The 23,320-nt window shown below is 57.6% G+C and carries 21 protein-coding genes; 9 read left to right on the forward strand and 12 right to left on the reverse strand.

Features of this window, described 5'->3' with window-relative positions; all coding sequences use genetic code 11:
- Positions 1-36: 36 nt before the first annotated feature.
- From xdhC to JM93_RS02765, 8 genes are all read right to left on the reverse strand, one after another.
- Complete coding sequence (gene xdhC / locus JM93_RS02730; protein WP_145340514.1) at positions 37-1,032, reverse strand: xanthine dehydrogenase accessory protein XdhC; 996 nt, start codon at positions 1,030-1,032, stop codon at positions 37-39.
- Complete coding sequence (gene xdhB / locus JM93_RS02735) at positions 1,029-3,389, reverse strand: xanthine dehydrogenase molybdopterin binding subunit (protein WP_145340515.1); 2,361 nt, start codon at positions 3,387-3,389, stop codon at positions 1,029-1,031. The genes xdhC and xdhB overlap by 4 nt, the downstream gene beginning before the upstream one ends.
- The gene (xdhA, locus tag JM93_RS02740) at positions 3,373-4,854 is read right to left on the reverse strand and encodes a xanthine dehydrogenase small subunit (RefSeq protein WP_145340516.1); all 1,482 of its coding nucleotides are present in this window, start codon (positions 4,852-4,854) and stop codon (positions 3,373-3,375) included. The genes xdhB and xdhA overlap by 17 nt, the downstream gene beginning before the upstream one ends.
- A gap of 4 nt (positions 4,855-4,858) precedes the next feature.
- On the reverse strand, positions 4,859-5,209 hold the full coding sequence (uraH, locus tag JM93_RS02745; protein WP_145340517.1) for a hydroxyisourate hydrolase: 351 nt from the start codon (positions 5,207-5,209) through the stop codon (positions 4,859-4,861).
- A 121-nt stretch (positions 5,210-5,330) separates the two neighbouring features.
- Positions 5,331-6,284, reverse strand: coding sequence for a LysR family transcriptional regulator (locus JM93_RS02750; protein WP_145340518.1), 954 nt, complete (start codon positions 6,282-6,284; stop codon positions 5,331-5,333).
- Positions 6,285-6,288: 4 nt separating this feature from the next.
- Positions 6,289-7,266, reverse strand: coding sequence for a quinone oxidoreductase family protein (locus JM93_RS02755; protein WP_145340519.1), 978 nt, complete (start codon positions 7,264-7,266; stop codon positions 6,289-6,291).
- 123 nt (positions 7,267-7,389) lie between these two features.
- Entirely contained in the window at positions 7,390-8,106 is a 717-nt protein-coding gene (locus JM93_RS02760) for a CDP-alcohol phosphatidyltransferase family protein (RefSeq protein ID WP_145340520.1), read from the reverse strand.
- A gap of 209 nt (positions 8,107-8,315) precedes the next feature.
- The gene (locus tag JM93_RS02765; RefSeq protein WP_145340521.1) at positions 8,316-9,293 is read right to left on the reverse strand and encodes a DUF2182 domain-containing protein; all 978 of its coding nucleotides are present in this window, start codon (positions 9,291-9,293) and stop codon (positions 8,316-8,318) included.
- Between the two features lie 199 nt (positions 9,294-9,492).
- Between JM93_RS02765 and JM93_RS02770 the strand changes: the two genes are divergently transcribed.
- A complete protein-coding gene (locus JM93_RS02770) occupies positions 9,493-10,740 on the forward strand; it encodes a UbiH/UbiF family hydroxylase (protein WP_145340522.1) in 1,248 nt (415 codons plus the stop codon).
- On the opposite strand, the gene JM93_RS02775 is transcribed toward JM93_RS02770, so the two are convergent.
- Positions 10,737-11,777 (reverse strand): CaiB/BaiF CoA transferase family protein, encoded by a 1,041-nt coding sequence (locus JM93_RS02775; protein WP_145340523.1) that lies wholly within the window; start codon positions 11,775-11,777, stop codon positions 10,737-10,739. The genes JM93_RS02770 and JM93_RS02775 overlap by 4 nt on opposite strands.
- A 28-nt stretch (positions 11,778-11,805) precedes the next feature.
- The gene (locus tag JM93_RS02780; protein WP_145340524.1) at positions 11,806-12,759 is read right to left on the reverse strand and encodes an AEC family transporter; all 954 of its coding nucleotides are present in this window, start codon (positions 12,757-12,759) and stop codon (positions 11,806-11,808) included.
- Between the two features lie 160 nt (positions 12,760-12,919).
- On the opposite strand from JM93_RS02780, the gene JM93_RS02785 reads away from it, so the two are divergent.
- The 3 genes from JM93_RS02785 to hspQ all read left to right on the forward strand — a co-directional run bounded on the left by JM93_RS02785 (position 12,920) and on the right by hspQ (position 15,445).
- Positions 12,920-13,849: a lysophospholipid acyltransferase family protein gene (locus JM93_RS02785; RefSeq protein WP_208994883.1), complete on the forward strand. Its 930-nt coding sequence runs from the start codon at positions 12,920-12,922 to the stop codon at positions 13,847-13,849.
- 119 nt (positions 13,850-13,968) lie between these two features.
- Positions 13,969-15,012 carry an HpcH/HpaI aldolase/citrate lyase family protein gene (locus JM93_RS02790; RefSeq protein WP_145340525.1) on the forward strand — a complete coding sequence of 348 codons (1,044 nt, stop codon included), beginning with the start codon at positions 13,969-13,971 and terminating at the stop codon, positions 15,010-15,012.
- A 109-nt stretch (positions 15,013-15,121) separates the two neighbouring features.
- The gene (gene hspQ, locus JM93_RS02795; protein ID WP_145340526.1) at positions 15,122-15,445 is read left to right on the forward strand and encodes a heat shock protein HspQ; all 324 of its coding nucleotides are present in this window, start codon (positions 15,122-15,124) and stop codon (positions 15,443-15,445) included.
- A gap of 76 nt (positions 15,446-15,521) precedes the next feature.
- Here hspQ and JM93_RS02800 read toward each other — a convergent pair whose 3' ends face one another.
- Positions 15,522-16,133: an invasion associated locus B family protein gene (locus tag JM93_RS02800; RefSeq protein WP_145340527.1), complete on the reverse strand. Its 612-nt coding sequence runs from the start codon at positions 16,131-16,133 to the stop codon at positions 15,522-15,524.
- Between the two features lie 255 nt (positions 16,134-16,388).
- Here JM93_RS02800 and JM93_RS02805 point away from each other — a divergent pair, with 255 nt between their 5' ends.
- From JM93_RS02805 to JM93_RS02820, 4 genes are all read left to right on the forward strand, one after another.
- Entirely contained in the window at positions 16,389-18,278 is a 1,890-nt protein-coding gene (locus tag JM93_RS02805; RefSeq protein WP_244300742.1) for an extracellular solute-binding protein, read from the forward strand.
- Between the two features lie 18 nt (positions 18,279-18,296).
- Positions 18,297-19,934, forward strand: a complete 1,638-nt coding sequence (locus JM93_RS02810) for an AMP-binding protein (RefSeq protein ID WP_145340528.1) — start codon at positions 18,297-18,299, stop codon at positions 19,932-19,934.
- Between the two features lie 25 nt (positions 19,935-19,959).
- The gene (locus JM93_RS02815) at positions 19,960-21,132 is read left to right on the forward strand and encodes a PleD family two-component system response regulator (RefSeq protein WP_145340529.1); all 1,173 of its coding nucleotides are present in this window, start codon (positions 19,960-19,962) and stop codon (positions 21,130-21,132) included.
- A 68-nt stretch (positions 21,133-21,200) separates the two neighbouring features.
- The gene (locus tag JM93_RS02820) at positions 21,201-21,875 is read left to right on the forward strand and encodes a DsbA family oxidoreductase (RefSeq protein ID WP_145340530.1); all 675 of its coding nucleotides are present in this window, start codon (positions 21,201-21,203) and stop codon (positions 21,873-21,875) included.
- 246 nt (positions 21,876-22,121) lie between these two features.
- Here the strand turns inward: JM93_RS02820 and JM93_RS02825 are convergent, their stop codons facing one another.
- The gene (locus JM93_RS02825) at positions 22,122-22,715 is read right to left on the reverse strand and encodes a TetR/AcrR family transcriptional regulator (protein WP_145340531.1); all 594 of its coding nucleotides are present in this window, start codon (positions 22,713-22,715) and stop codon (positions 22,122-22,124) included.
- 107 nt (positions 22,716-22,822) lie between these two features.
- Between JM93_RS02825 and JM93_RS02830 the strand changes: the two genes are divergently transcribed.
- On the forward strand, positions 22,823-23,218 hold the full coding sequence (locus JM93_RS02830) for an MAPEG family protein (protein WP_145340532.1): 396 nt from the start codon (positions 22,823-22,825) through the stop codon (positions 23,216-23,218).
- Positions 23,219-23,320: the final 102 nt, after the last annotated feature.

Below are 23,320 nucleotides of genomic sequence, written 5' to 3' on the forward strand. Positions count from 1 at the left end.
ACGTCTGCCACTCTGTTCCCCCCGAACGATGCCGCCTTATTGACCAAGTGCTAGAAACTGTGCAACCCCCTCGACTGCACGGTTTTGTTGATGAGCCGCCTCATTTCTGTGCAAGAGGTCGGCTGCAATCCCGGCAGCTATGGCCGCCGGGTGTTTCGACTTGATATCAGGATGGCCTACCGGGCAGACCATGTTCGCGATCACGCCCTCGCTTAGCCCGCGCGCCTGCAGTCTTTTGCGGAATCTGGCCCGTTTGGTCTGACTTCCGATCACACCGCAATAGTCAAAACGCTGCGCTTTAAGCGCGGCTGCCACGATCTGCTCATCAAGCGCATGGCTGTGCGTCATGACTAGAATAAAGGCACCGCTTGGAGCCCGTTCCAACTCGAGAGCGGGATCGCCGCACAGGATTTTCGTGACATTGGCCGGAACTGCCGCAGGAAATATGTCCGGGCGCGGATCAATCCACGTGACCTTGAACGGAAGCGGTGCCAGCGCCAGCACGGCGGCCTTGCCGACATGGCCCGCGCCGAACAGAAAAAGGGGCCGCTTCACATCGCCGAAGCATTCGACCAGTGCGCCATCGTTTCGCAGATCAAACGGCTCACCAGGCGTTTCATTCCATCGCTTTCGGACGACCGGCTGCCCGTCGGCCACAGTCCCGAAAGTCACGACCGGGCCACCCGAGGCTTCGGCTTCCGCCAGATCCCGCGCGATTTCCAGTTCGCTGACCGGAATGACCTCTAGGGCAATATCGGCGCGCCCTCCGCAACACTGGCCAAGATCCGGCCCGAGCGACAGGGTCCGGATTCTCAGCCCGGAATACCCCTCTTTGATCGCAGACCGGGCGAGCCGAATGGCTTCAAACTCAAGGGTTCCTCCCCCAATGGTTCCGAAGAACCCGCCATTCGCCCGGACAATCATTCTGGCTCCGGGTTCCCGCGGCGTTGAGCCTTTGACCGCGGCAACTGTGACAAGGGCACAGGCGCTGCCGGTTTCCAGCGTGTTCGCGATGTGCCCCCAGACCCTCATGATGTTTCCGGCTCCCCATGTCGTGCCGCCGGTGCTCTCTTGATTTTATGCACCGCAGACATGATCGCCTCAGGTGTTGCCGGTGCGTTGAGTTCGGGTACAACGCCGGGTTTGAGGCTGGCAACAGCGTCGTTGATTGCGCAGAACACTGAATTTGCGAGCATCAGTGGCGGCTCGCCGACAGCTTTTGAACGGTAGATGGTTTCAGCCGGATTTCCTCTTGATTCATATAGCTTTACCCGGAAGTCTTCAGGCACATCCGAAGCCGTTGGGATTTTGTAGGTAGATGGAGCATGGGTCCGCAGGCGGCCATGTTCATCCCACACCAGTTCTTCCGTTGTCAGCCAGCCCATGCCTTGCACAAAGCCGCCTTCGATCTGACCGAGATCAATCGCCGGGTTCAGAGAATGACCGACATCATGCAGGATATCGACCCGGTCGACGGTCATTTCGCCTGTCATCGTGTCGATGGTCACTTCAGAGCACGCTCCGCCATAAGCAAAGTAGAAGAACGGCCGGCCGGTCGCGGACTCCCGGTCCCAAGTGATGCCGGGTGTTGCATAGAAGCCGGCATGGGACATCTGAATGCGCGCCATGTGCGCCTGTTTGGCAATTTCGCCGAGGCTGAAAGACTTGTCGCCCACAAGAACCTTATTATCGCCGAAGTGAATGGCTTCGGCACCGCAGCCGTGCTGCTCACACAAGAAGGCGATCAGTCGTGATTTGATTTCCGATGCCGCGTTCCTGGCTGCCATGGCGTTAAGGTCCGTTCCGGACGACGCGGCTGTCGGAGCCGTATTGGGAACTTTCGAGGTGTTTGTCGCGGTGATACGCACCTTGTCCATGGTGACGCCAAACTCGTCGGCAACGACCTGTGCCACCTTCTGATAAAGCCCCTGCCCCATCTCCGTTCCACCATGGTTCAGATGAATGGAACCGTCCGTGTAAAGATGCACCAAGGCACCGGCCTGGTTCAGATGTTTAAGAGTGAATGATATGCCGAACTTGACCGGTGTCAGCGCCAGCCCTTTTTTCAGCACCGCATTTTCCGCATTGAACGCGCGAACTGCATCGCGCCGCGCCCAGTAGTCTGAGCTTGCCTCCAGTTGCTGGATCAGCTCATGCAAGGTCTCGAATTCTTCGACCGGCATGCCGTAGGGCGTCAGGTTTCGCTCGCCGTCGTAGAAATTCAGCTTGCGAACCTCCAGAGGGTCCATTCCCAGTGAAATCGCAATGGCGTCAATCATCCGCTCAGCCGCCAGCATGCCCTGCGGGCCGCCAAATCCGCGAAACGCAGTGTTCGAACACGTGTCGGTCTTCAGGCGACGGCTGCGGATTGCCGCATCCGGATAAAAATAGCTGGAATCGGCGTGGAACATGGTCCGGTCATTGATGCCAAGCGAAAGATCTGCCGAATAGCCACAGCGGCCCAAGAAGTTGATTTCGACGGCCCGGATCCGGCCGGCACTGTCATGCCCGATTTCCCATTCAACACGGAAATCATGCCGTTTGCCGGTCATGATCATGTCGTCATCCCGGTCCAGCCGCATCTTGCAAGGCTTACAGGTTACCTGAGCGGCCAGAGCAGCCAGGCTCGCCCACTGATTGGCCTGGGATTCCTTGCCGCCAAAGCCGCCGCCCATCCGCCGGACTTCGGCCGTGACAAGTGCGTCCGGAACACCGAGCACCTTCGCAACCGTATGCTGGATTTCGGTTGGATGCTGGGTAGATGAATAGACAAACATGCCGCCGTCTTCCTGCGGCACGGCCATGGCGATCTGCCCTTCGAGATAAAAATGCTCCTGGCCACCGATGTGCATCACGCCGGACAGCCGTCGTTCGGCGGCTGTCATACCGGTTTCCGGAGAGCCTCTCCGGAACTGATAGTCGGGCAGCACCGTGATATCAGCGGCGACGGCGTCTTCGGCCGTGATGATCGGGGTGATCGGCTCAACTTCAATGACGGCCTGTTGGGCGGCTTTGCGTGCCGCATCTCGTGTCTCGGCCACGACAGCAAAAATCACCTGGCCGTAGAACAAGACCTCATCACTTGCGAGCACCGGGTCATCGCCGAAGGCCGACGAACAGTCGTTCGTGCCCCTGATACTCTCTGCGGTCAGAACCTCGACCACGCCTGGATAGGCCTTCACGGCATTCAGATCGAGCCGCAAAATCTTTCCGCGAACAGACTTGCGGGCCCAGCCGGGCGCAATATGGAGGGTTCCGACCGGCTCGACGACATCGTCTATGTAAGTCGCAGTGCCTGCGACATGCTTTGCCGCGCTGTCATGCGGCAAGTCCTTGCGAACAAACCTGGTTTGCGGTTCTGCGGTTCGTGGATCAAGCGGCGCGGTCATGCGATCCCTCCCGCGTGTTGAGAACCCTGATCTGCGCCGGATCGGTGCCGCTTGCCTCCATCAGCGCCTTGGCGAGCAGAGCGCGAGCCGTTTCCATCCGGTATTCGGCGCTGGCGCGCATGTCGCTGAGCGGCGTGAAGTCGCCCAACAGAGCCTTCATGCCCGTACTCCAGGTTGACGGGTCATCCAGCACCGCACCAACCAGACCCGTTTCGGCAGCGAAAGCGCGTTTCGGCGTTCCGGCCATGCCGCCATAGGCAATACGCGCAGCGGCGATTTCGCCGTCGACGATTGTGAACAGGAATGCGCCCATCACCGACGAGATGTCCTGATCAAACCGTTTTGAAATCTTGTAGCAGCGGAAGACCTGGTTGTCGTCCGGCCGCGGGACGAACAGACCGGTGACAAATTCGCCCGGTTCCCGGTCCTGCTTGCCGTAGTCGATAAAAAAGTCTTCCAGTGCAAGGGTGCGGCTGTCATCAGCCGACTGCAACTCAAGTGCCGCGCCGAGCGCGATCAGCGCTGGCGGCGTATCCCCGATCGGCGACCCGTTGGCGATATTGCCACCGATCGTTCCAGAGGCTCGCACCTGTTTTGATCCGATCCGGCGCCACAGCTCTGCCAAATCCGGCGATATCCGGCCCATGGCTGGTTCCGAGGCCGCATAGGTCGCTGTTGCGCCGATTAATATTCCGGTCGGCGTTTCTTCAACCCTGTCCAACCCGTTTACGCGGCCGAGCCAGATGGTTTTCGGCAAATCGCTTAGGTGTTTGGTGATCCACAATCCGACATCCGTCGCACCGGCCACGAGCGTTGCATCCGGATGCTGACCGTACAGAGCAGCCAAGCCGTCGATCGAGGCGGGCGAGGCAAAGAAGCTGTCGCCGTTTCCGATATAGATGTCGCGCGAATCCATCAGCGCACGCAGAACCTCGCGGGTTTCATTTGCCCGCCAGGCAAAGGCGTCGTCGGCTGCATCGAAACAGCTTTGCAGGGCCGCATCCACGATGGGCCGGTATCCTGTGCAGCGGCACAGGTTCCCGGCGAGCCAGTCAGTCACCGTTTTGCGGCTCTTCTCCTGACCTTCGGCATGATACAACGTGAACATGGTCATGATGAAACCGGGCGTACAAAACCCGCACTGCGATCCATGCAGCTCGACCATGGCCTGCTGCACCGGATGAAGCCGCTCGTCCTGCCTCAGATCTTCAACGGTCACCACCTCGGCACCATCGATCATTCCGAGCAACTGAATGCAGCTGTTTACCGGTTGGTAGACGACTTTACCGTCCATCAGACGCCCGAGCGCAACCGTGCAAGCACCGCAATCGCCCTCGCCGCAGCCTTCTTTGGTGCCGGTTTCCCGGCGGCGCAGACGAAGATAATCCAAAAGCGTTTCGGTCGGCTGCACATCGGTCAATTCGACCACTTCACCGCCTTTCAAAAACCGGACCGTGTCGCGCATCGTCTCAACTCCCCCTGTAGGTCGAGTAGCCGAAAGGCGACAGAAGCAGCGGTACATGATAGTGGCCGCCCGCCTCCGCGATACCGAACCGGATCGGAATCTCGTCCAGAAAAAGCGGATCGGGCAGGTTTTGGCCGGTCGAGCGCAGATAGGCACCCGCCTTGAAACGCAGCTCGTAGGTGCCGGCGGCAAAGGCTTCACCGGACAAGATCGGACCGTCCACCCGGCCGTCCTCATTGGTCACATGGGTTGAGATGTGACTGGGCTCGGACCCGGTCCGCCACAATTCGATTTTCAGACCCTTGGCCGGTTTACCAAGAGCCGTGTCGAGTACATGCGTCGTCAAACGCCCCATAAAGACCCCTCTCCCTAAAAGCGCTGCAATCTCTTTCATGCTTGCGCCATCGAATTGTCACAAAAAAGGTTGCCCCAAAAAAACGCATATCCAAAGCGCTGATTTGCGGACGCATTGTTGCCTAAATGGCATCAATGCTCGCCAATTGATCCTTCAAAGCGATCAGCGCGTGGTCAAAAAACATTCCCGGCGCCAGCGCCAGCGCCCGCAGCGACGATGTTACCACACAAAGACGGTCATCTTGCAGGGGGGCATCGGTCAGGGGCCGGAACACCAGTTTTTCCGTTGCCAGATCATCCTCCGAACCGATTCGCGTTTGAAATCCGATAATGTTGTCGGACCGGGCCAATGCCCTCATGAAACGCAGGGAATTCGCCTCAACGTAAGTCTTTGTCGCCCCGCTGATTCTCGAGCGGACTGTATCAAGCCGCGCCCGCAAGGACAGTCCCTCGGCGGGCATCGCCACAGGAAACTTCAAACACTCGGCGAGCGTCAAAGCCTCAACGTTGGCCAGCGGATGGTCCGGCGCCATAAGGGCACCAATGACAAGGTCCTGATGAAAGGCAATTGTCAGCGATGAGCTTTGCGGCGGGTCGAAGGTGAAACCGACATCGGCTTCCGCCGCCTCCACCAGCCGCGCCGCTTCTTGTGAAGAGGTGACAATCACCCGGACATGAATGCCTGGGTAAGACTTGCGAAACCCGCTGATCAGACCGGGCAACAGTTTTTCTGACACGCTTTCAACGGTGGCAACGGTTACAGTACCCCGCCTCAGCCCCTTGAGCGCGTCAAGCTCAGCAATCGTGGCATCGAAATCCGAATAGGTGCGCCGGACATGAGCAAGCAGCACTTCCCCGGCCTGAGACAGCCGCAATGTGCGACCCACGCGCTCGAACAACTGCATGCCGAGCGCTTCTTCAAGCCATAACACCTGCCGGTTGACTGCCGAAGACGCCACATTCAATTCACGGGATGCGGCGCGGATCGACCCGAGCTCGGCAACCATCGCAAAATAACGCATGGCAGGCGCATAAAGATTGCGGGCTTTGTCCTGGTTGCCGATCGCGCCACGCATTGAACTACGGGATCAGGACAGTTGTGCCGGTTGTCTTACGGCCTTCCAGGTCGTCATGAGCCTGCTTGGCGTCGGCCAGCCGGTACTCCTGGTTCACGTCGATTTTCACAATACCCGACTTCACCACGTCAAAGAGATCGCCGGCCGTTTTTTCCAGATCCGCACGGGAGGCGATGTAGGTGAACAAGGTTGGACGGGTCGCGTATAGCGAGCCTTTCGGCCCCAAAAGAGCCAGATTGAAATCCTTGATCGGACCCGAAGACTGGCCGAAGCTTACCCAAAGGCCGCGCGGCTTAAGACAGTCAAGCGAACCGGGATAAGTGTCCTGGCCAACTGAATCATACACAACGTCACAGCCTCTGCCGCCCGTGATTTCGGCAATGCGCTCAACGAAGTTCTCAGTTCGGTAGTTGATCACGTGCTGGTAGCCGTTTGCCTTCGCAAGTTCAACTTTTTCCGGCGAGCCAGCCGTCCCAATAACGGTCGCCCCGAGATGCCCAGCCCACTGTCCGGCAATCAGACCAACGCCACCGGCAGCGGCATGAAACAACAACGTGGTTTCGGGGCCGACGTCATAGGTCTGGCGCAGGAGATATTGCGCGGTCATACCCTTCAGCATCATTGCGGCAGCGGTCTTGTCGTCGATCCCGTCCGGAATTGCCACAAGACGATCGGCAGGCACAATCCGTTCCTGAGCATATGCTCCAAGCGGTCCGACATACGCCACCCGGTCGCCCGGTTGAATATGCGAAACATTCGCGCCCACGGTTTCGACGATCCCAGCCCCCTCATTGCCGGGGATGAACGGTGTGCCATTCGGTGCGGGATAAAGACCTGAGCGGAAGTAGATATCGATGAAGTTCAGGCCAATTGCCGTATGGCGGATGCGCGCTTCGCCCGGTCCAGGTTCGCCAACATCGACCTTTTCCCAGGTAAGTGCGTCCGATCCCCCGGTTTCGTGCACGCGCATTGCCATAACCATCAGCTTCTCCCTTGCCCCAAGCGGGAACAGAATTGTTTCAAATCAGATGAGAGGCGCCAAAAAGCGCTCTGCCGCCGGCACCTTAACGGCACCGGCAGCGCGCGCAAAGAGCAATCAGACGGGCTAGAAGTAGCGCTCAAGAAGCTGCTGAGCGGCGGACACGAGAAAGAGATAGAAACTGGCAGCCGTCAGGATGGATGCGGCCAGGCCGGTCAGAGCCATGCCATCGACAATGGCCATGGCGGCCGCCCCGAACCAGATCAGGGTGACCAGCAATGTCAGAGGACGCCAGCGTTTGACGCGCACGGGATGAACAAACCGGATCGGCAGAAAGGTGAGAACGCAGCAAAGGAGAACAAAGGAGATCGTGAAAGTCACCGAAGGCGACAGCGCCATCAGCCCGAACACAACCATGTTCCAGCCTGCCGGAAAACCTTTGAACGAGCCATCCGGCGTTTTCATGCCGTTGTCTGCAAAATAAAGCGCACCTGTAAACACCACCAGGCCGCCGCAAATCCAGTTCCAAGGCTGGGGTAGCATGCCGCTGGCCGAAAGGGCGAAAGCTGGCAGGAAGACATAGGTCGCGTAGTCGATCACAAAATCCAGCGACGCGCCGGACCAGCGTGGAAGTCGCTCAGCAATCCGGTATTTACGTGCAAGCGGTCCATCGATTCCGTCGACAAACAGGGCCAGCCCAAGCCACGCAAACATTTCGCCCCAGGCGCCACGGGCGCCGGCCAGAAGCGCGATCAACGCGATTGGCGCACCGGATGCGGTCAAAAGGTGGATCAGGAACAACGCGGGTTCCTTGGTTTCCTTCTCGGGGGCTATTTCGGTCACGGGGCTTTGGTCTCTGCCATGTGTTGATGCTGCTATGCCCGGCGATGCACATGCCACGGCAAGGGTCTCAAAATACTGCGGTCCACGGCTCTATCACACCGCAGCGCGTTTCTATTATTTCAATTTCATGACAGGTTGAACAGTGTTTTCTTGCAAATTTTGCGAATAGCTGTGCGGTGCAGGTTTGTTATCCGGCTATTCAGATTTTTTCAGGCACCAGCACCAAGAACCAGAACGAGTGCAAGGCCCCCTCCCCAGGACAAGAACAACAAGCCCATCAACGGTGTAAGCACCCTGTTCGGAAAGGTCTTTTCCAGCGCCATCAGAGCGCCGAGAACTGCAATCCAGACAATATTCATTATTCCAACGGCAAACATGACCGTCATCATCGCCCAGCAGCAACCAAGACATAAGAGCCCCTGAAACAAGCCTTCCCAGAAGGCGTGTGCAGGGCGCGTGCCGTGCGGTGACTGAAGTGCAAAATGCCAGCGCGGGTACCAGCAGCGGGCAAGGCAAGCCTGTTTGGCGGGGGTAAACTGATAGATACCGGCAGCCGTTAGAACGCTGGCGGTGACAGTAAGGCTGATTGGCGCCATCATCTGGTCCAGCAGGCCAGCGCCGGTCATCAGCCATTGAGCACCGGTTGCCAGCAGCGCATAGCCGGTCCAGACAACGATATATCCCAGGGCCACGAGGACCGTGTCGATGCGTATCCGGTGAACACTTGTCCCGGTGTGGGCGGCTGCCGTTACATAGCAGCGCAGCATCGGCCCCGCACTCGGCAGCATCATGGCCAGCACCATCATGAACCACATCAGGAACACCTTGAAGAGGTCACCGGCGGCCCAAACGCTACCAGGCATTCCAAAGGTTGACACACTGTCAGGGAGGCACAGGGCAGCAAGGGCGGCGCGCGCTTCTGGAGGCAAACCGGCAAAGCCGTTGAACAGATTGAAGATTCCCATACCCGGTCCAGCCTCGCTCATGTCCATGAGCGGGACCATGCCGGCAATCATCGCGCTGAGATATGCCCAACCGGCTATCGAAAGTGCGGCGACGACCGCACTGACGAATGGCCACGCCCGCTCGGCAGCAAGCACGGAGCGCGTCTTGTCCGGACCCGGTTGTTTGTCCGTGACCGGGAAAGCCTCATCAGTCAAAGTGCATCCTCGAACTGTTTCCTTCATGTGGGACTGCAGGCAAAATCTGTTTATCGATCTCTGCCCCGTCCGTCTTTGACATTTCTCATACACTAACGGGTAGACAAGCGCGGCCCGTGGATCTGGACTGCGTCCTCTAGCCACGCGGTCAATTTGCGCCAAGCCCTTGCAATTTGTACCGGATTACTCATCCTTCTCGCCATAGCAACAAAGATGAGTTTTGATCATGGCACGTACCGCCGCACCGCTTGAACCCGTCGACATTTGCGTTGTCGGCGCGGGTCCGTCCGGCCTGTCGGCTGCAGTGATGTTTGCGCGTGAGGGATTTTCCACCGCTTTGGTGGCCCCGGTGGGCGGGCCATCGGACGGCCGTACAACGGCGCTGTTGCAAGCCTCGATCGACCTGTTGGACCGGCTCGATGTGTGGAATGAGCTCGCCGTCAAAACCGCCCCCCTCGCCCGTATGCGGATGATCGACGATACCGGCCGGTTGATGAGGGCGCCAGAGGTGACGTTTGAAAGCGGCGAACTTGATCTTGAAGCATTTGGCTACAACATCAAAAACCAGGATTTGACCGCAGCCCTGAGCGCTTCTGCCGATACGTTGCCCAACCTTTCGGTCATTGAAGAGAAGGCATCCAACGCTCATTTGGGGCCGGACAAAGCGGTGATCGAGACGGAAACAGGACGGCAGATTGAAGCGGATCTCATCGTTGCGGCTGATGGGCGCAAGTCCATGTTGCGCGAGGCCGCGGGAATCGGTGTGCGAAAGTGGTCCTACCCTCAGGTCGCCGTTGTTCTCAATCTCGAACACGATCGGCCGCATGCCGACGTCTCGACCGAATTTCACACACCGACCGGACCGTTCACCTTGGTTCCGCTGCCCGGCAGGTGTTCTTCGCTCGTGTGTGTTGAGACTGCCGAAGGTGCCGAATCACTTCTCGCCATGAACGACGATGATCTGGCGCTTGAATTGGAACGCCGCGCTCATTCCATCCTTGGCCAATTCAAGATTGCGACCAAACCCCAGACCTTTCCGCTCTCCGGCATGAATGCGAAAAACCTGGCGGCAAACCGCGTCGCTTTGGTCGGGGAAACCGCGCACGTTTTCCCTCCGATCGGAGCACAAGGCCTGAACCTTTCCTTGCGGGATGTTGCAGTTCTTGGCGACATTGTCGCAAAAGCCCGTGCATCCGCCGCCGATATCGGCGGCGCGCAAACACTGTCCAGCTATGAGAGCAAGCGCAGGACCGACATTGTAACCCGGACCGGCGCCGTGGATTTGCTGAACCGCTCGCTCCTGAGCGATTTTCTGCCGCTGCAGATAGCGCGCAGCACCGGGCTTTATCTTGCGGACAAGATCGGCCCGCTCCGTCGACTGCTTATGCGCGAAGGCATGGCACCTGGCACCCGGCAACGCAACCGCCGGTCTTTGCCGAAAAGCCCGCGCCTGCTGCGGCCGTCCGAAAACTAGGGTGTCCTGAAACGGCGCGCAATCGGGCTGGCCACAGCCGGATGATCTGTTGCCGGAAACAGGCCGCGGCCCGCGAAATGCGGGTCCGACAGGGCCTCCGAAAGCGGTTCGACCACCGTCACACAACAATCCCCGGCCTGAAATACCGCGCGCCACTCAGCGGACGGTCTGGCGCTCAGTGTGCCGGCAATGCGTGCTGCCGTTTCATCAGGCGTTTTTAGGTCATTGCGCAGGCTGGACGGCAGCTCGATCAGGTCGCAAAACCTGTCCCAGAATTTTTGCTCCAAGGCAGCAACAGCGACCGGAGCATTGTCGGCAGCGAAGTAGATCCGGTACCGCGGCGAGCCTCCGGTCAAAAGTCCGGTCCCGGCTTCGTCAATCGGGCCGCCCGCCAGATGCTGGGCATATGGAAACAAGCCAAAGGTGAACATCGCATCCGCCATCGCGATATCAAGATGGCAGCCCCTGCCCGTTTTCTGACGCTCCACAACCGCCAGCAAAATGTTCATGACCGCCGGAAAGCTACCGCCTCCAATGTCTGCGATCTGTGCCGGCGGCATGGATGCATGTGCGGCAGAACCGTAGGATTGCGCCAGCAAACCGGTGAGCGCCTGGTAATTGAGATCGTGGCCGGCTTCCTGAGATCTTGGTCCGGACTGGCCGTAGCCAGAAATCGAGCAATAGATCAGAGCCGGATATTTTTTTGACAAGGTTTCATACCCAAAGCCCAATCGGTCCATGACGCCGGGGCGGAATTGCTCGACGAGAATATCAGCCGTATCCAGCAACGGGGCGATTTGCTCTGCCGCGCCAGGGTCCTTGAGATCCAACTCGATGACGGTTTTACCATGGTTGAGCATCGTATAAAGCACTGGCTCTCCACCCTTGAACGGTGGAAACCTGCGCATGTCTTCGCCGCCCGGCCGCTCGATCTTGGTCACATGCGCCCCGGCATCCGCCAAAAGACGTGTAGCAAGCGGACCGGGCAGAAGTGTTGTGAAATCGAGCACTTTGAGCCCGCCAAGCGGCTGTGTCATCGGGCGGCCCTCCCAAGCCGTTATCTCGTTATCCGGTCGGCAGGACCCCGGTGGTGATTGCCCAAATGAAGCCGGTCACCGTAAACACCGAGGCGATGGTCCCGATCAACACGAAACTGGAGGCGCGCTGAACATAGGTGTTGTATTGCTGCGCAATCACGAAAACATTGGTTGCCGGTGGCAGGCATGCCATCAAGACCGCGGTTGCAACCCAAATCGGATCAAAACCGCCAATCCAGCTCAGCAATAAGAAAACCATAACCGGGTGCACAATGAGCTTGACCACCAAGACGGCCGGCAGCTCGATAGGGACGCGCCCCGCCGGGCGAAGTGCCACGCCGACCCCCATGGCAAACAGCGCGCAAGGCGCCGCAGCATTGCTGAGATAAAGCAGGAGTGTGTCAATGGCTTCGGGTGGTCTGAAATTGATCGCCGCAGCCCCGACCCCGGCCATTGTTGCCAGAATGAACGGATGGCTAAACACCCGCCAGGCAATCTTCTGCAGTGTCTTGGAGATCGGCTCTTTTTCGGTGCCCCCGATCGCCATCATCAAGGGCGCGAGAATAAACAAAAGCGTGTTGTCAAAGCAGAATATCAGCGCTGTCGGCACCGTTGCTTCCGGCCCGAGCACTGCCAGCGTCAGACCCGGTCCCATATAGCCGATATTGGAATAGGCTCCCGCGATCCCGAGCACTGTGGATTCGGGGATACTTCCATTTGTTGCAAGCACCCCGATACAAAACGCAATGGCGAACACGGTATAGGTGGTGAAGGTGGTCGCCGTCACAAACGACAGGTCCGTCAGCTCTTCGATGGGCGTTTCAGACAACAGCCGGAAAAACAGCGCCGGCAGGGCGATGTAGATGATAAAGAAATTCATCCACGCCAAACCGCTTTCCGGCAGCTTGCCGAGTTTTCCTGCCGCAAAGCCCAGAAAAATCAAACCGAAAAATGGAAATGCGAGCGATATGACGTCTTGCATGGACTTGTCCGGCGGTGGTGCAGCGCTTGGAATCGCAGAGGAAGGCGTCTGAAACAGACCGTTCCCGCTTGCATCCCGGAACCGGCTTGGCTAATCACGCCTAACCCGATCCCCTTTGGCGGTCAACGACCCTGCCCCGATCCAGCAGTGCAGATGAGCGATGCTGTTAGCGCGGATGTTTGACCGAATACAAGTGCTGTTCATGCAAAAGCCGTCCCGTCTTCAAAACCTGCAATTCAAACTCGAAGCCGCGGCCCTTCACACAGCGGTTTTCCTGTTCCGTCTGATCCCGATCGACGCAGCATCCAGCCTGATGGGTTTCTTGTGGAAGAGCTTTGCGCCGTTCAACGCACGGCACAAGCGGGCGCTGAGGCATCTGGAGGTGGCCTTTCCGGACACAACCGTGCAGGAACGCGAAAGGATTGTTCGCCGGATGTGGGAAAACCTGGGCCGGGTGGCAGCAGAGACTTTTTTCATTGACCGGTTGCTCACCCAGGACCGCAGGTTTGAACCGGTTGCAGACGAACTGACCCAAAAGGTCCTGGAAGGCAACCAGCCGTGCATTTTCGTCTCATTGCATTCGGGAAACTGGGAACTGTGCGTCCAGCCCGCTGTCCGCAAGGGCATCGAGATCACCGGCGTTTATCAGGCGCTTAAAAACCCTAGCGCGGACGAGCTGCTGCGGGGCATGCGTAAAGAGCTATATCGAGGCGGCTTGTTTTCTAAAAGCCATGAAACCGCCCGCAAACTCATCAGCGCCCTTCGGCGCGGCGGCGTGGTGGCGATCATGGGCGATCTGCGCGAGACCCGTGGAATCAAGGTCCCCTTTTTCGGCAGGCCGGCCTTTGCGAATCCAATCCCGGCCTCGCTGGCACGCAACAATAAAGTGCCGATTATTCTGGGAAGGACCGTGCGTAAAAACGGCGTCCATTTCATGATTGAAGGCCGCGGATTGGTCGTACCGGTCACGGACGACAAAAAAGCCGACATTGAAGCGACCACGATCGAAATCCATCGGGTGTTTGAAGAATGGATCCGCGAGCATCCCGAACAATGGATGTGGATCCACAAAAAATGGGCGAAAATCTAGGCCTTCGCGTTCCATGTTTGCGCCCCGCTTCCCTTAGGTCTGCGCCTTAAGGGGAATGGTTGCACTGCAACACTCGCGGTATAGGGGGGTGGTCAGTCAAATATCCGCAGGGGATCAACATGGAAAAGACGCCGCGCGCCTTCTACACACCGCTTGCCATCGGCGCGCCGGAGCCGTTCCGCGAATTGCCCGTCACTCTGGAACGCATGATCCATTTCGTGCCCCCGCATATTGAAAAAATGCGCGCCAAGATCCCGGATCTTGTGTCCAAGGTGGATGTCATTCTCGGCAATCTGGAAGATGCCATTCCGGCCGACGCCAAGACAGATGCCCGCCGCGGGTTCATCCAGATGGCGACAGACAATGAGTTCGGCGAGACAGGGCTCTGGACACGCGTCAATTGCCTGAACAGTCCCTGGTTCCTGGATGATTTGATGGAAATCGTTCCGGCGGTCGGCGACAAGCTGGACGTCATCATGCTGCCCAAGGTCGAAGGTCCCTGGGATATTCACTATCTGGATCAATTACTGGCACAGCTGGAAGTCAAGGCAGGACGAAGCAAGCCGATCCTGATCCACGCAATCCTGGAAACAGCCGAAGGCGTCAAGAACGTTGAGGCAATTGCCGGTGCCAGCCCGCGCATGCACGGCATGAGCCTGGGGCCAGCCGACCTTGCCGCCTCAAGGGGCATGAAGACCACCCGCGTTGGCGGCGGACACCCTGACTATGCGGTCCTAAGCGATCCAATAGAAGGCGCAGCCCGCACACCGTATCAGCAGGACCTGTGGCACTACACCGTCGCTAAAATGGTGGACGCCTGCCTGTCCTATGGCTTGAAACCATTTTACGGCCCGTTCGGCGATTTTTCCGATCCGGATGCATGCGAGAGCCAGTTCCGCAACGCGTTCCTGATGGGATGCCTCGGTGCCTGGTCATTGCATCCGACCCAGATTGACCTGGCGAAAAAGGTCTTCAGTCCTGACCCAGATGAAGTGACCTTCGCCAAGAAGATCATTGATGCAATGCCCGATGGTACCGGTGCGGTGATGATTGACGGGAAGATGCAGGACGATGCAACCTGGAAACAGGCCAAGATCATTGTCGATCTTGCCAAGTTGGTTGCATCAAAAGACCCTGAACTCGCAAACGTTTACGGACTTTAGACAAAAACGCTGCTACGATTACCCTTTAGGCGGTTACTTCACTCCGGCTTGCATACCGGCATAAGCCGCGCTATCTCCGCCTAAGCAGCTGAGTAGTCAGGTAAACAACATGCGTACGGCAAAATTTAAAATCGGTCAGGTCGTACGGCACCGGATTTATCCCTTTCGGGGCGTCATTTTCGATGTCGATCCGACCTTTAGCAACACCGAAGAATGGTGGAACGCCATTCCGGAAGACGTGCGGCCCCGGCGTGATCAGCCGTTCTACCACTTGCTGGCGGAAAACGAAGAAACAGAATACGTTGCGTATGTCAGTGAGCAGAACCTGGAGGAGGATCTGACGGGAGAGCCCGTACGTCACCCCCAGGTGGATGAGATCTTTGAAGAACTCTCCGATGGATCCTACAGCCCGCGATCGGTCGAGATGCATTGATCACGCGGTTCTGCAAATAAAAAACGCCGCAAGTCCAGGCTGACTGCGGCGTTTTTTATTTACTGGCTGCGTGCGCTTACTGCGCCTGCTCCTGAGCATCGATCAACTTCTGACGCGCTTCATCCGCACGGCGCTGCAATTCATTCTGCAGTTTTTCCTGCTTTTCCTGCAGCTCGGCGACATCCATAGGCTCGCCCTCATAAACCTTGGTGAACCCGATCAGGGTAAGGTCCATCGGGATAGCCTTGGCTTGCTGGTTCAAAGTGGTCAGAACCATTTTGCCACCCTGCTTCATGGAGGCCACAAAGCTGTCGTCAATCACGAGCTCGGAATAGCATGCATTCGGGAAGCATATGCCATATTTGGCGTTTGTTTGCTTGCCGCTGTCGATCTGGACGCGCAAACCGGGCTGGATCAGCATGCCGGTTGGCACCGCGATCAAGAGCGTCTTGCGTGCTTCGCCTTCGATTTCACGAAGAGCGACGGATGCCAAAAACTGTCCGGTGTTGGTCCGCAGCTCCTGAGTGATCAGGCAAATTTCCTTGTTCACCTTGGGATCGACGTTACAAACCTTCACCCAAGGGCTATCTGTCTCTTCCGACTGCGCGGATACACCCGAGACAGAAGCGGTGAGTGCGAGCGCTGCAACCGCGCTACCAATCAAACCCCGCTTAAAAAACTTCGTCATTCGAAACATCCTCAATCGTCCGTCCGCGATACTCTGCGCGTCGTTCTGAGGCAAGACAGTTCGAACATCAAGGCCCCTCACGCGCATTTAACCCTTCCGACAACGTAACGCGTCGATTGCGGCAGAAGGGTGACCGTTATGCAACGCTTTGTATATCACAAAAAGAAGTTTGAATATCTTGCGAGAACCTGTTGCCACATCACCGCTGTATTTCCGCACTGTGCTATTCTTGTGCAACAGAATCACGAGTATCTCATGACCACCGTAATGAATTCCCTGCGCGCGCCCACTGTATTTTGGCGCAAAACATTGACCGCCGTCGCCTTGGCGGCCGGATTGACTGCCCTTGCCCTTTCCGTTGGTTCAGCCAAGGCGGACGGTGACGAAATCCCGTGGAGCCACGGCATTGCTATGCATGGCGCCCCGGCTTTGCCCGCAGATTTTACATCCCTGCCCTATGCAAATCCGGATGCGCCGAAAGGCGGCGCTCTGACTTTGGGGGTTCAAGGTACATTTGACAGTCTAAATTCTTTTATCATTCAGGGTGGCTGGACGTCGGCACGCGGCATGCGTGAGAGGCCATTCGGGAACAATATCTGGGAAAGTCTTCTAGCCCGGTCTTATGCCGAACCCTTCTCGCTTTATGGCCTGATCGCAGAACAAGTCCGCATGCCGGAAAGCCGCGAGTGGATTGAGTTCAAGCTCAATCCCAAAGCCAAGTTTTCAGACGGGACACCGGTCACGGTCGACGACATCATCTTTTCCCTCGAGATCATACGCGACAAAGGCCGCCCGCCCTACCGCGACAGGTATGCCCAGATTGCGGAAAAGCAGGTCACTGGCCCGAACCAGCTGAAACTGATTTTCAAAAACGGCGATAATCGCGAACTTCCGCTGCTGATTGCTCTGGCACCGATCCTGTCTAAGAAGCACACGGATGCGGAGAATTTCGACAAGTCGAGTTTGACGCCTCCAATCGGCAGCGGTCCCTACACGTTCAAGGAAATTGTGCCGGGCAGCCGGACAGTTTATGAAAAGAATCCGGATTACTGGGCCAAAGACCTGCCAATAACGGCTGGTTTTTACAATTTCGACGAAATCCGCGTCGAGTATTATCGCGACGAGACCACCCTCCAAGAGGCTTTCAAAAAGGGCCTGATCGATGCGTTACAGTTCCGCGATCCCGCCAGGTGGGCAACCGGTTTCGATTTTCCCGCGGCCAAGAACGGCGATGTCGTGAAAGCCTCGGTGAAGCTTGGCATCCCAGCCCGATTTCAGGGCATCATGTTCAATGTCAGGCAACCGAAATTCGCCGACCTGTCTGTGCGCAAAGGCCTGCGCATGCTGTTCGATTTCGACTGGGTAAACCGCAATCTTTATTTTGACCTTTACACCCGCACGGCGGGCTATTGGGACAATTCCATTCTGTCTTCCATTGGACAGCCCGCCAGCGATACCGAAAAAGCGCTCCTCGCTCCGTTTCCGGATGCCGTTTCTCCGGACGTTATGAATGGAACCTGGCGGCCCGCGAACGGAGACGGGTCCGGACGGGACCGCAAGGTTTTGCGGGCGGCCTTGAATGAATTCAAAAAAGCCGGATATGCGCTGGAAGGCAAACAGCTGGTCCATACCGCAACCGGACAGCCTTTGGCCTTCGAGATCATGACCAAAAACGAAGACGAGGAAAAACTCGGCCTCGCCTATTCGCGGATTCTCGAATTGCTGGGGATCAAGGCCTCGATCCGGACGGTCGATCCGTCCCAATTTGAAGACCGCCGGGTGAAACGCGAATTCGATATGGTATTCAATACCCTGACGGCTTCGCTGTCCCCCGGCGCAGAACAATACGGGCGGTGGTCGTCCGCTTCGGCAGATGCGCCTGGCTCGTTCAATACCTCTGGTGCAAAAAGTCCGGCGATTGACGCGATGATCGATGCTTTGGTGGCCGCACGCACTGAAGACGAGTTCGTATCTGCGGTCAGGGCGTTTGACCGTGTTCTGATATCCGGTGCTTATGCGGTCCCACTGTTCCATGTCTCCGAAGACTGGTTCGCATACTGGAAGCGCGTTGTCCCACCTGAAACACATTCGCTTTACGGACACCAGTTTGACACTTGGTGGGCCGCACCAGAGTCTACCAACTGATTGGATCGACGGAAACACATGAAAGCCACGCCAGAGACCCTTTCAGAAGACTATCATGCCGCAGGCCTTTGGGACCATAAGACACTGGACGGCCTGTTCCGGGAAACCGCAGACCGGGCTCCCGACCGACTGGCCATTTCCGATGCGCCGAACAGGGAAAGCTGGACGGGCGGCAATCCCCGCCAGCTGACCTATGCGGAAGCCGAAAACGAGATCAACCGGCTTGCAGCGTTCTTCCGGATGGTCGGTCTGTCGGCCGACCATGTGATCGGGCTTCAAGCCCCCAACACGGTCGATACGGTCATCGCGTTTTTGGCCGCGCTACGCGCTGACCTTGTTGTTTCGCCGCTTCCGCTTCATTGGCGCCAGAAAAATGTCTTGAGAGCGCTCAACTCGATTGGGGCCAAGGGTTTTATCGCCGCTGACCGGGTCGAAACCCGGCAGGTTGGGACAGCAGCCCGGGACGTCGCCGCAGATCTTTTCAGTTTGCGTTTCGTTTTCGGACTTGGCTCGGACATTCCCGATGGTCTGATCGATCTTGGCCCGATGCTCAAAGAGATGGGGGATGATCTGGAATTTTCCGGCAGCGAACGTACCGACAATGCAGACCATATCGCAACCATTTGCTGGAGCCGAAGCGGTCAGGACAATATCCCGGTCACCCGCAACCACAATCACTGGCTCACCGCGGGACGCGAAACGCTCAACGCCACAAGTCTGGCCGACGGCGCCGCGTTGCTTGTACCCTATTCGCTCAGCGGCCTAACCGGACTTGGGGCAGGACTTGTGCCATGGATAGCATGCGGTGGAAGTCTTCATCTTCATCACCCAACATCTCTTGCCGGCTTGGCGGATCATGCGAACGATATCGGCGCGGACTGCGTCTTGGCTCCCGGTCCCCTTGCCCACACGCTGGATCGCAAACTCAGCCACAGGAAAACGAAAATACTTGCGGCGTGGAATATTGCGGCCCCTCGCGCCACCAAGTTTGTCGCAAAACACCCCATTGTCGATCTTCAAATTGCCGACGAATTCGGCCTTGTTGCCAAGGCGCGAGGACCCTCGGCAAAAGCCGGGGCCATTCCGTTGGGAAAGGCTGACGGGTCGAACGGGTGTGAAAGCGGACCAGCCCCTTTAGAAATCTCGGTTTCGGCACAAAACGATCTCTTGCCGGACGCGCCGCGCACCCTCCTCGTAAAAGGGGCCATGGTTCCAGAGACGGGATGGCATTCATTGGGCGGCGAACGTAACCTACCGGTCAATAGCGATGGGTTTCTCGAAACCGGCATCGTGGTCGAAGTCGAAGGTGACAGCCTGAACGGTTTTGGCATCCCCGGCCAGACAGCCCCAGGGTCGGGTGACCTTGAGGCCATTGACGAGATCTACGCTTCATTTCCGGGAGTGCGCGAAGCCGCCGCTTTTGTGGTTGAAGACGAAGTGCTCGGTGGCCGGCTTCAGGTTGCCCTCGTGCCGAATGCCGGGACAGTTCCGGATGCCCGAGCCTTTTTCGCATTTCTCGACGCTGAGGGCGTTGATCTTGCCAAAATCCCGAACAGGGTTCTTGTTTTAACCGCGATCCCGCGACGGGACGATGGTAGTGTCGACCGGCAACGGCTGACCTTGCGCACCCAGCGGCTGCCTGCTGTGGTGGCCTGAGACCATTTGCGGAGAGCTAATTCGGATGGACCAAGACAGCTCGCTGATCTGGCAGGGCCCGGTTTGGTATGTTGGCGAACGGCCGCCAGCCTTTTCGGTGTCCGGTATGTCGGACAGGCCGGGACATATCAATCTGGCTGAGGGGGACGTTGATCCTTCCGCTGGTTTGCCAAGTGCAATCGTTGCCGATATGCCGGCCCTTGCAGGCGCCGGGGACGAGCTTACGCAAAAACTCGAAGCGGCCTTGGTGACCTTGCCGGCAGAAGCCCCACTGATCTTTTTGTCCGATGGCCGGACCCCGATCCCGAGCCGCTTCAAACCACATGGCATCCTGCCGCAAACCGTCTCGCAAACAGCGCTATTTGACCAGGTGTGCAAGCTGCAACGTGCTCTGCTGCGGTCGGAAGAGGCCCGCATACGTCGCGTCGTTTTCGGACGCATCCCCGGCTATGGAGCGGCGCCGCACTACCAAGGCACCAGCGGTTTTCTGGTGGTTGGCCTCGGTACGCGGTTTCTGGATCTTCAAGCCGCCAGCTCCCCGAAGGTCGATGTGATCGGTGCATTCAGCCCGGGCATAGCTGAAATCTTTATGTCGCAGCGCGCCTTCGACGCAGTGGTTCTCGACGGAAGCCTCGGCGACATGCTGGAAAACCTCTACCAGATCCGGATGGACGCGCGCTTTGCATCCCTGCCCGTCATTGCATTCGCAGATCAATGGGACGACACGGCGATGCTGTTTAAGGCGGGGGCGACGGATGTCTTGACTTCCAACGTGGTGGAAGAGGACCTGAAACGCCGGCTCTCGACAGCAATCCGTATGGGCAAGCGCCGGCGGCTGGCAGACCGGATGCTTGCGGAAAGCCACCGCTGGCTTCTTCTGCAGATGCTGAGCGGAGGTGTGCGTGAAGACGCCTATGACCACTATCTGGAGCGCGCCGGAAAGGCACTTGCCCTGCGCGGCCTTAAAATCTGCGAGATGAAACTCCTGCCGGAGAGGTTCTCCCTGCGGGCAGAAACCGTCATGATGGCGAACGACCTTTACACCACACTGCTCTCGGTCGCCGATGCGGCCAGCCGCGAGGAGGACCTTGTTTGTGTTGTGCGCGACATAGGCCCAGTGGCAGTGCTCAAGAACGAACGCGGCAGGGAGCGGCTTCAGGCGCGGATCACATCCATCTTGGGACACACGGCCCTTTGAGCTTGCTTGAACTGGCCGTGGCCGGGAAATTGCCTTAGGGTATCGTTACGAGAGAATGGAGTGAAGACATGACCGAAGCCGCAACGATAACGGTCGACGTGATTTCGGACGTGATGTGCCCATGGTGCTACATCGGCAAAAGGCGACTCGAAGCTGCCTTGCGCCAGGTGACAGACATCGACGTTTCCGTGCGCTGGCATCCGTATCAATTGGACGGCACCTTGCCAAAAGAAGGCAAAGACCGTCAGCAATATCTGAGTGACAAGTTTGGTGGTCTCAACAATGCGCTCAGCTTTTACCAGCAAATCGAAGCTGCTGGTGCGGAGGAAGGCATACCCTTCGCCTTTGACCGGATCAGGCTGTCGCCCAACACGCTCGACTGCCACCGGCTGATCCTGTGGGCACGCGCAGATGATCTGCAGGACGAAGTTGTGGAGCGGCTGTTCAAGGCCTATTTCATTGACGGAAAAGATCTGACCAATCCGGAAACGCTGGTCGATGTCGCGCAGGACGCCGGCATGCAGTCCGACCTGGTCGAACAGCTTTTGGAAACAGATTCCGATTTGGAAAAGACCAAAAAATCAATTGGTCAGGCGCAGGAAATGGGCGTCACCGGCGTACCATGCTTTATCATTGATGGCCGTTTTGCAGTTGCCGGTGCCGAGAAAGCCGAAACGCTCGCAGCTGCGATCCGCCACGCGGATGAAACCCGGACAGCCGAGCCGAAACAGGCTATGCACTGACGGTCAGCTCTGCCCGACAAAAGGGGCCCGGGATGCAGCCCGGCCCCTAACCTAAATGTGGTTGCAGGTAAAACGGCGTCGTCGTTTATCGAAGCGGATATTCGCGCCAGGAAGGCTCGTAAGCGCTTCCCGAGCCACCGGGACATTCGATCACGCCGCAGCGAAAGTCCGCATCGAGCCCAAAGTACTTGATGCTGCATGGCCGTCGAACGTCGGGTTTCGCTCTTTCGAAGTCTAGACATCTAGTCAGTCAATGAGCCAGTTCTTAATCGTTTCCTTAAGCATTTTTGCTCCGGCTGCAGCAGTGTTGCGCTCGGCACTGAGGCATTGCGCTGCAAGCGCACCCCAGACAACACAAATCAAGAATTCTGCAGCTTCTTCGGGATCGACATGTCGTGCGAGCCGTTCTGATTGCTTGTCCCGCTTAAGCACCCGCTCCGCCTTGCGAACAAGCATTTGTCTGTAGTCCTTCACGATCTGCAAATGGCGTGGTTCGATGGTTTTGCTTTGCGTCGCTGACATGACCATCAGGCATCCAGCAGGCTGTTGCGAAGGCTTGTCCGATCCTTCCATCATGGCGCTGATCACATCGACGAGCGCCTCGCTGCCCCGCCCCTGCGTTATGGACTCGATCTGATTTTCAATCGTCTCGTGATACAGCTTCAGACTGTCCAGAAACATCTCTGGCTTCTTGCCGAAAGAGTTGTAGAGGCTGGTGCGAACGAGTGACGTTGCCCGTTCGAGATCACTCAAGCTCGTTGCCTCGTACCCCCTTGTCCAGAACACCTGCATGATTGCGGCTCTCGCGGTCTCGAGATCGAATTCCAGGCCACGCGGCATTTTGTACTACTCCAAACAAAACGATTGACTCGGCACGCTGAAAGCCATTAAGTATATTTTGTACTGATCGAGACAATACAGCAAACCATGGTGAAAGGAAATGCAAAATGACCCCCGAGATGATCTCCCTTCTTGTCTTTCTAGCGACGTTCGCCGCACTGCTTCTCGCTCAACCTTTGATCTTGGCGCGGGCCAAAGGCATGCAATATGTGACCGGCAACCGTGCCCACCCGGTGGACGCAGACGCTCCGGTCGCTGGTCGTCTTGACCGGACCGTCAGAAACAGCATCGAAGCCGCCGTCCTGTTCGTCCCCCTCGTTCTGGCGACTGAGCTACTGGGAACCTCAAACGTTCTGACGCAATGGGGTGCTATTGTCTTTGTCGCCGCGCGTGTCGTGTATGCCTTAACATATCCTCTCGGCATCGTGGGTTTGCGCACACTTGCTTGGAATGCTGGCTTTGCTGCACTAGCCGCAATGGCATTGGGATTGGTGCAGGGCTAGAATCTTCGACGAAGTTGTAAAGCGGACCTTGAAAAACAATGCTTGAAGGTCCGCATCGTCCGCTTTGCTGCCGCTCGTTCACATTGCAAGGAATGCCCGTTT

The organism is Roseibium hamelinense (assembly GCF_007830545.1).
Classification (GTDB): domain Bacteria; phylum Pseudomonadota; class Alphaproteobacteria; order Rhizobiales; family Stappiaceae; genus Roseibium; species Roseibium hamelinense.

Bases quoted from the DNA above. Each gene is read 5' to 3' on its own strand.
- xdhC (WP_145340514.1), bottom strand. From the start codon at position 1,032: ATGAGGGTCTGGGGGCACATCGCGAACACGCTGGAAACCGGCAGCGCC.
- xdhB (WP_145340515.1), bottom strand. From the start codon at position 3,389: ATGACCGCGCCGCTTGATCCACGAACCGCAGAACCGCAAACCAGGTTT.
- xdhA (WP_145340516.1), bottom strand. From the start codon at position 4,854: ATGCGCGACACGGTCCGGTTTTTGAAAGGCGGTGAAGTGGTCGAATTG.
- uraH (WP_145340517.1), bottom strand. From the start codon at position 5,209: ATGGGGCGTTTGACGACGCATGTACTCGACACGGCTCTTGGTAAACCG.
- JM93_RS02750 (WP_145340518.1), bottom strand. From the start codon at position 6,284: ATGCGTGGCGCGATCGGCAACCAGGACAAAGCCCGCAATCTTTATGCG.
- JM93_RS02755 (WP_145340519.1), bottom strand. From the start codon at position 7,266: ATGGTTATGGCAATGCGCGTGCACGAAACCGGGGGATCGGACGCACTT.
- JM93_RS02765 (WP_145340521.1), bottom strand. From the start codon at position 9,293: ATGAAGGAAACAGTTCGAGGATGCACTTTGACTGATGAGGCTTTCCCG.
- JM93_RS02770 (WP_145340522.1), top strand. From the start codon at position 9,493: ATGGCACGTACCGCCGCACCGCTTGAACCCGTCGACATTTGCGTTGTC.
- JM93_RS02775 (WP_145340523.1), bottom strand. From the start codon at position 11,777: ATGACACAGCCGCTTGGCGGGCTCAAAGTGCTCGATTTCACAACACTT.
- JM93_RS02780 (WP_145340524.1), bottom strand. From the start codon at position 12,759: ATGCAAGACGTCATATCGCTCGCATTTCCATTTTTCGGTTTGATTTTT.
- JM93_RS02785 (WP_208994883.1), top strand. From the start codon at position 12,920: ATGCTGTTAGCGCGGATGTTTGACCGAATACAAGTGCTGTTCATGCAA.
- JM93_RS02790 (WP_145340525.1), top strand. From the start codon at position 13,969: ATGGAAAAGACGCCGCGCGCCTTCTACACACCGCTTGCCATCGGCGCG.
- hspQ (WP_145340526.1), top strand. From the start codon at position 15,122: ATGCGTACGGCAAAATTTAAAATCGGTCAGGTCGTACGGCACCGGATT.
- JM93_RS02800 (WP_145340527.1), bottom strand. From the start codon at position 16,133: ATGACGAAGTTTTTTAAGCGGGGTTTGATTGGTAGCGCGGTTGCAGCG.
- JM93_RS02805 (WP_244300742.1), top strand. From the start codon at position 16,389: ATGACCACCGTAATGAATTCCCTGCGCGCGCCCACTGTATTTTGGCGC.
- JM93_RS02810 (WP_145340528.1), top strand. From the start codon at position 18,297: ATGAAAGCCACGCCAGAGACCCTTTCAGAAGACTATCATGCCGCAGGC.
- JM93_RS02815 (WP_145340529.1), top strand. From the start codon at position 19,960: ATGGACCAAGACAGCTCGCTGATCTGGCAGGGCCCGGTTTGGTATGTT.
- JM93_RS02820 (WP_145340530.1), top strand. From the start codon at position 21,201: ATGACCGAAGCCGCAACGATAACGGTCGACGTGATTTCGGACGTGATG.
- JM93_RS02825 (WP_145340531.1), bottom strand. From the start codon at position 22,715: ATGCCGCGTGGCCTGGAATTCGATCTCGAGACCGCGAGAGCCGCAATC.
- JM93_RS02830 (WP_145340532.1), top strand. From the start codon at position 22,823: ATGACCCCCGAGATGATCTCCCTTCTTGTCTTTCTAGCGACGTTCGCC.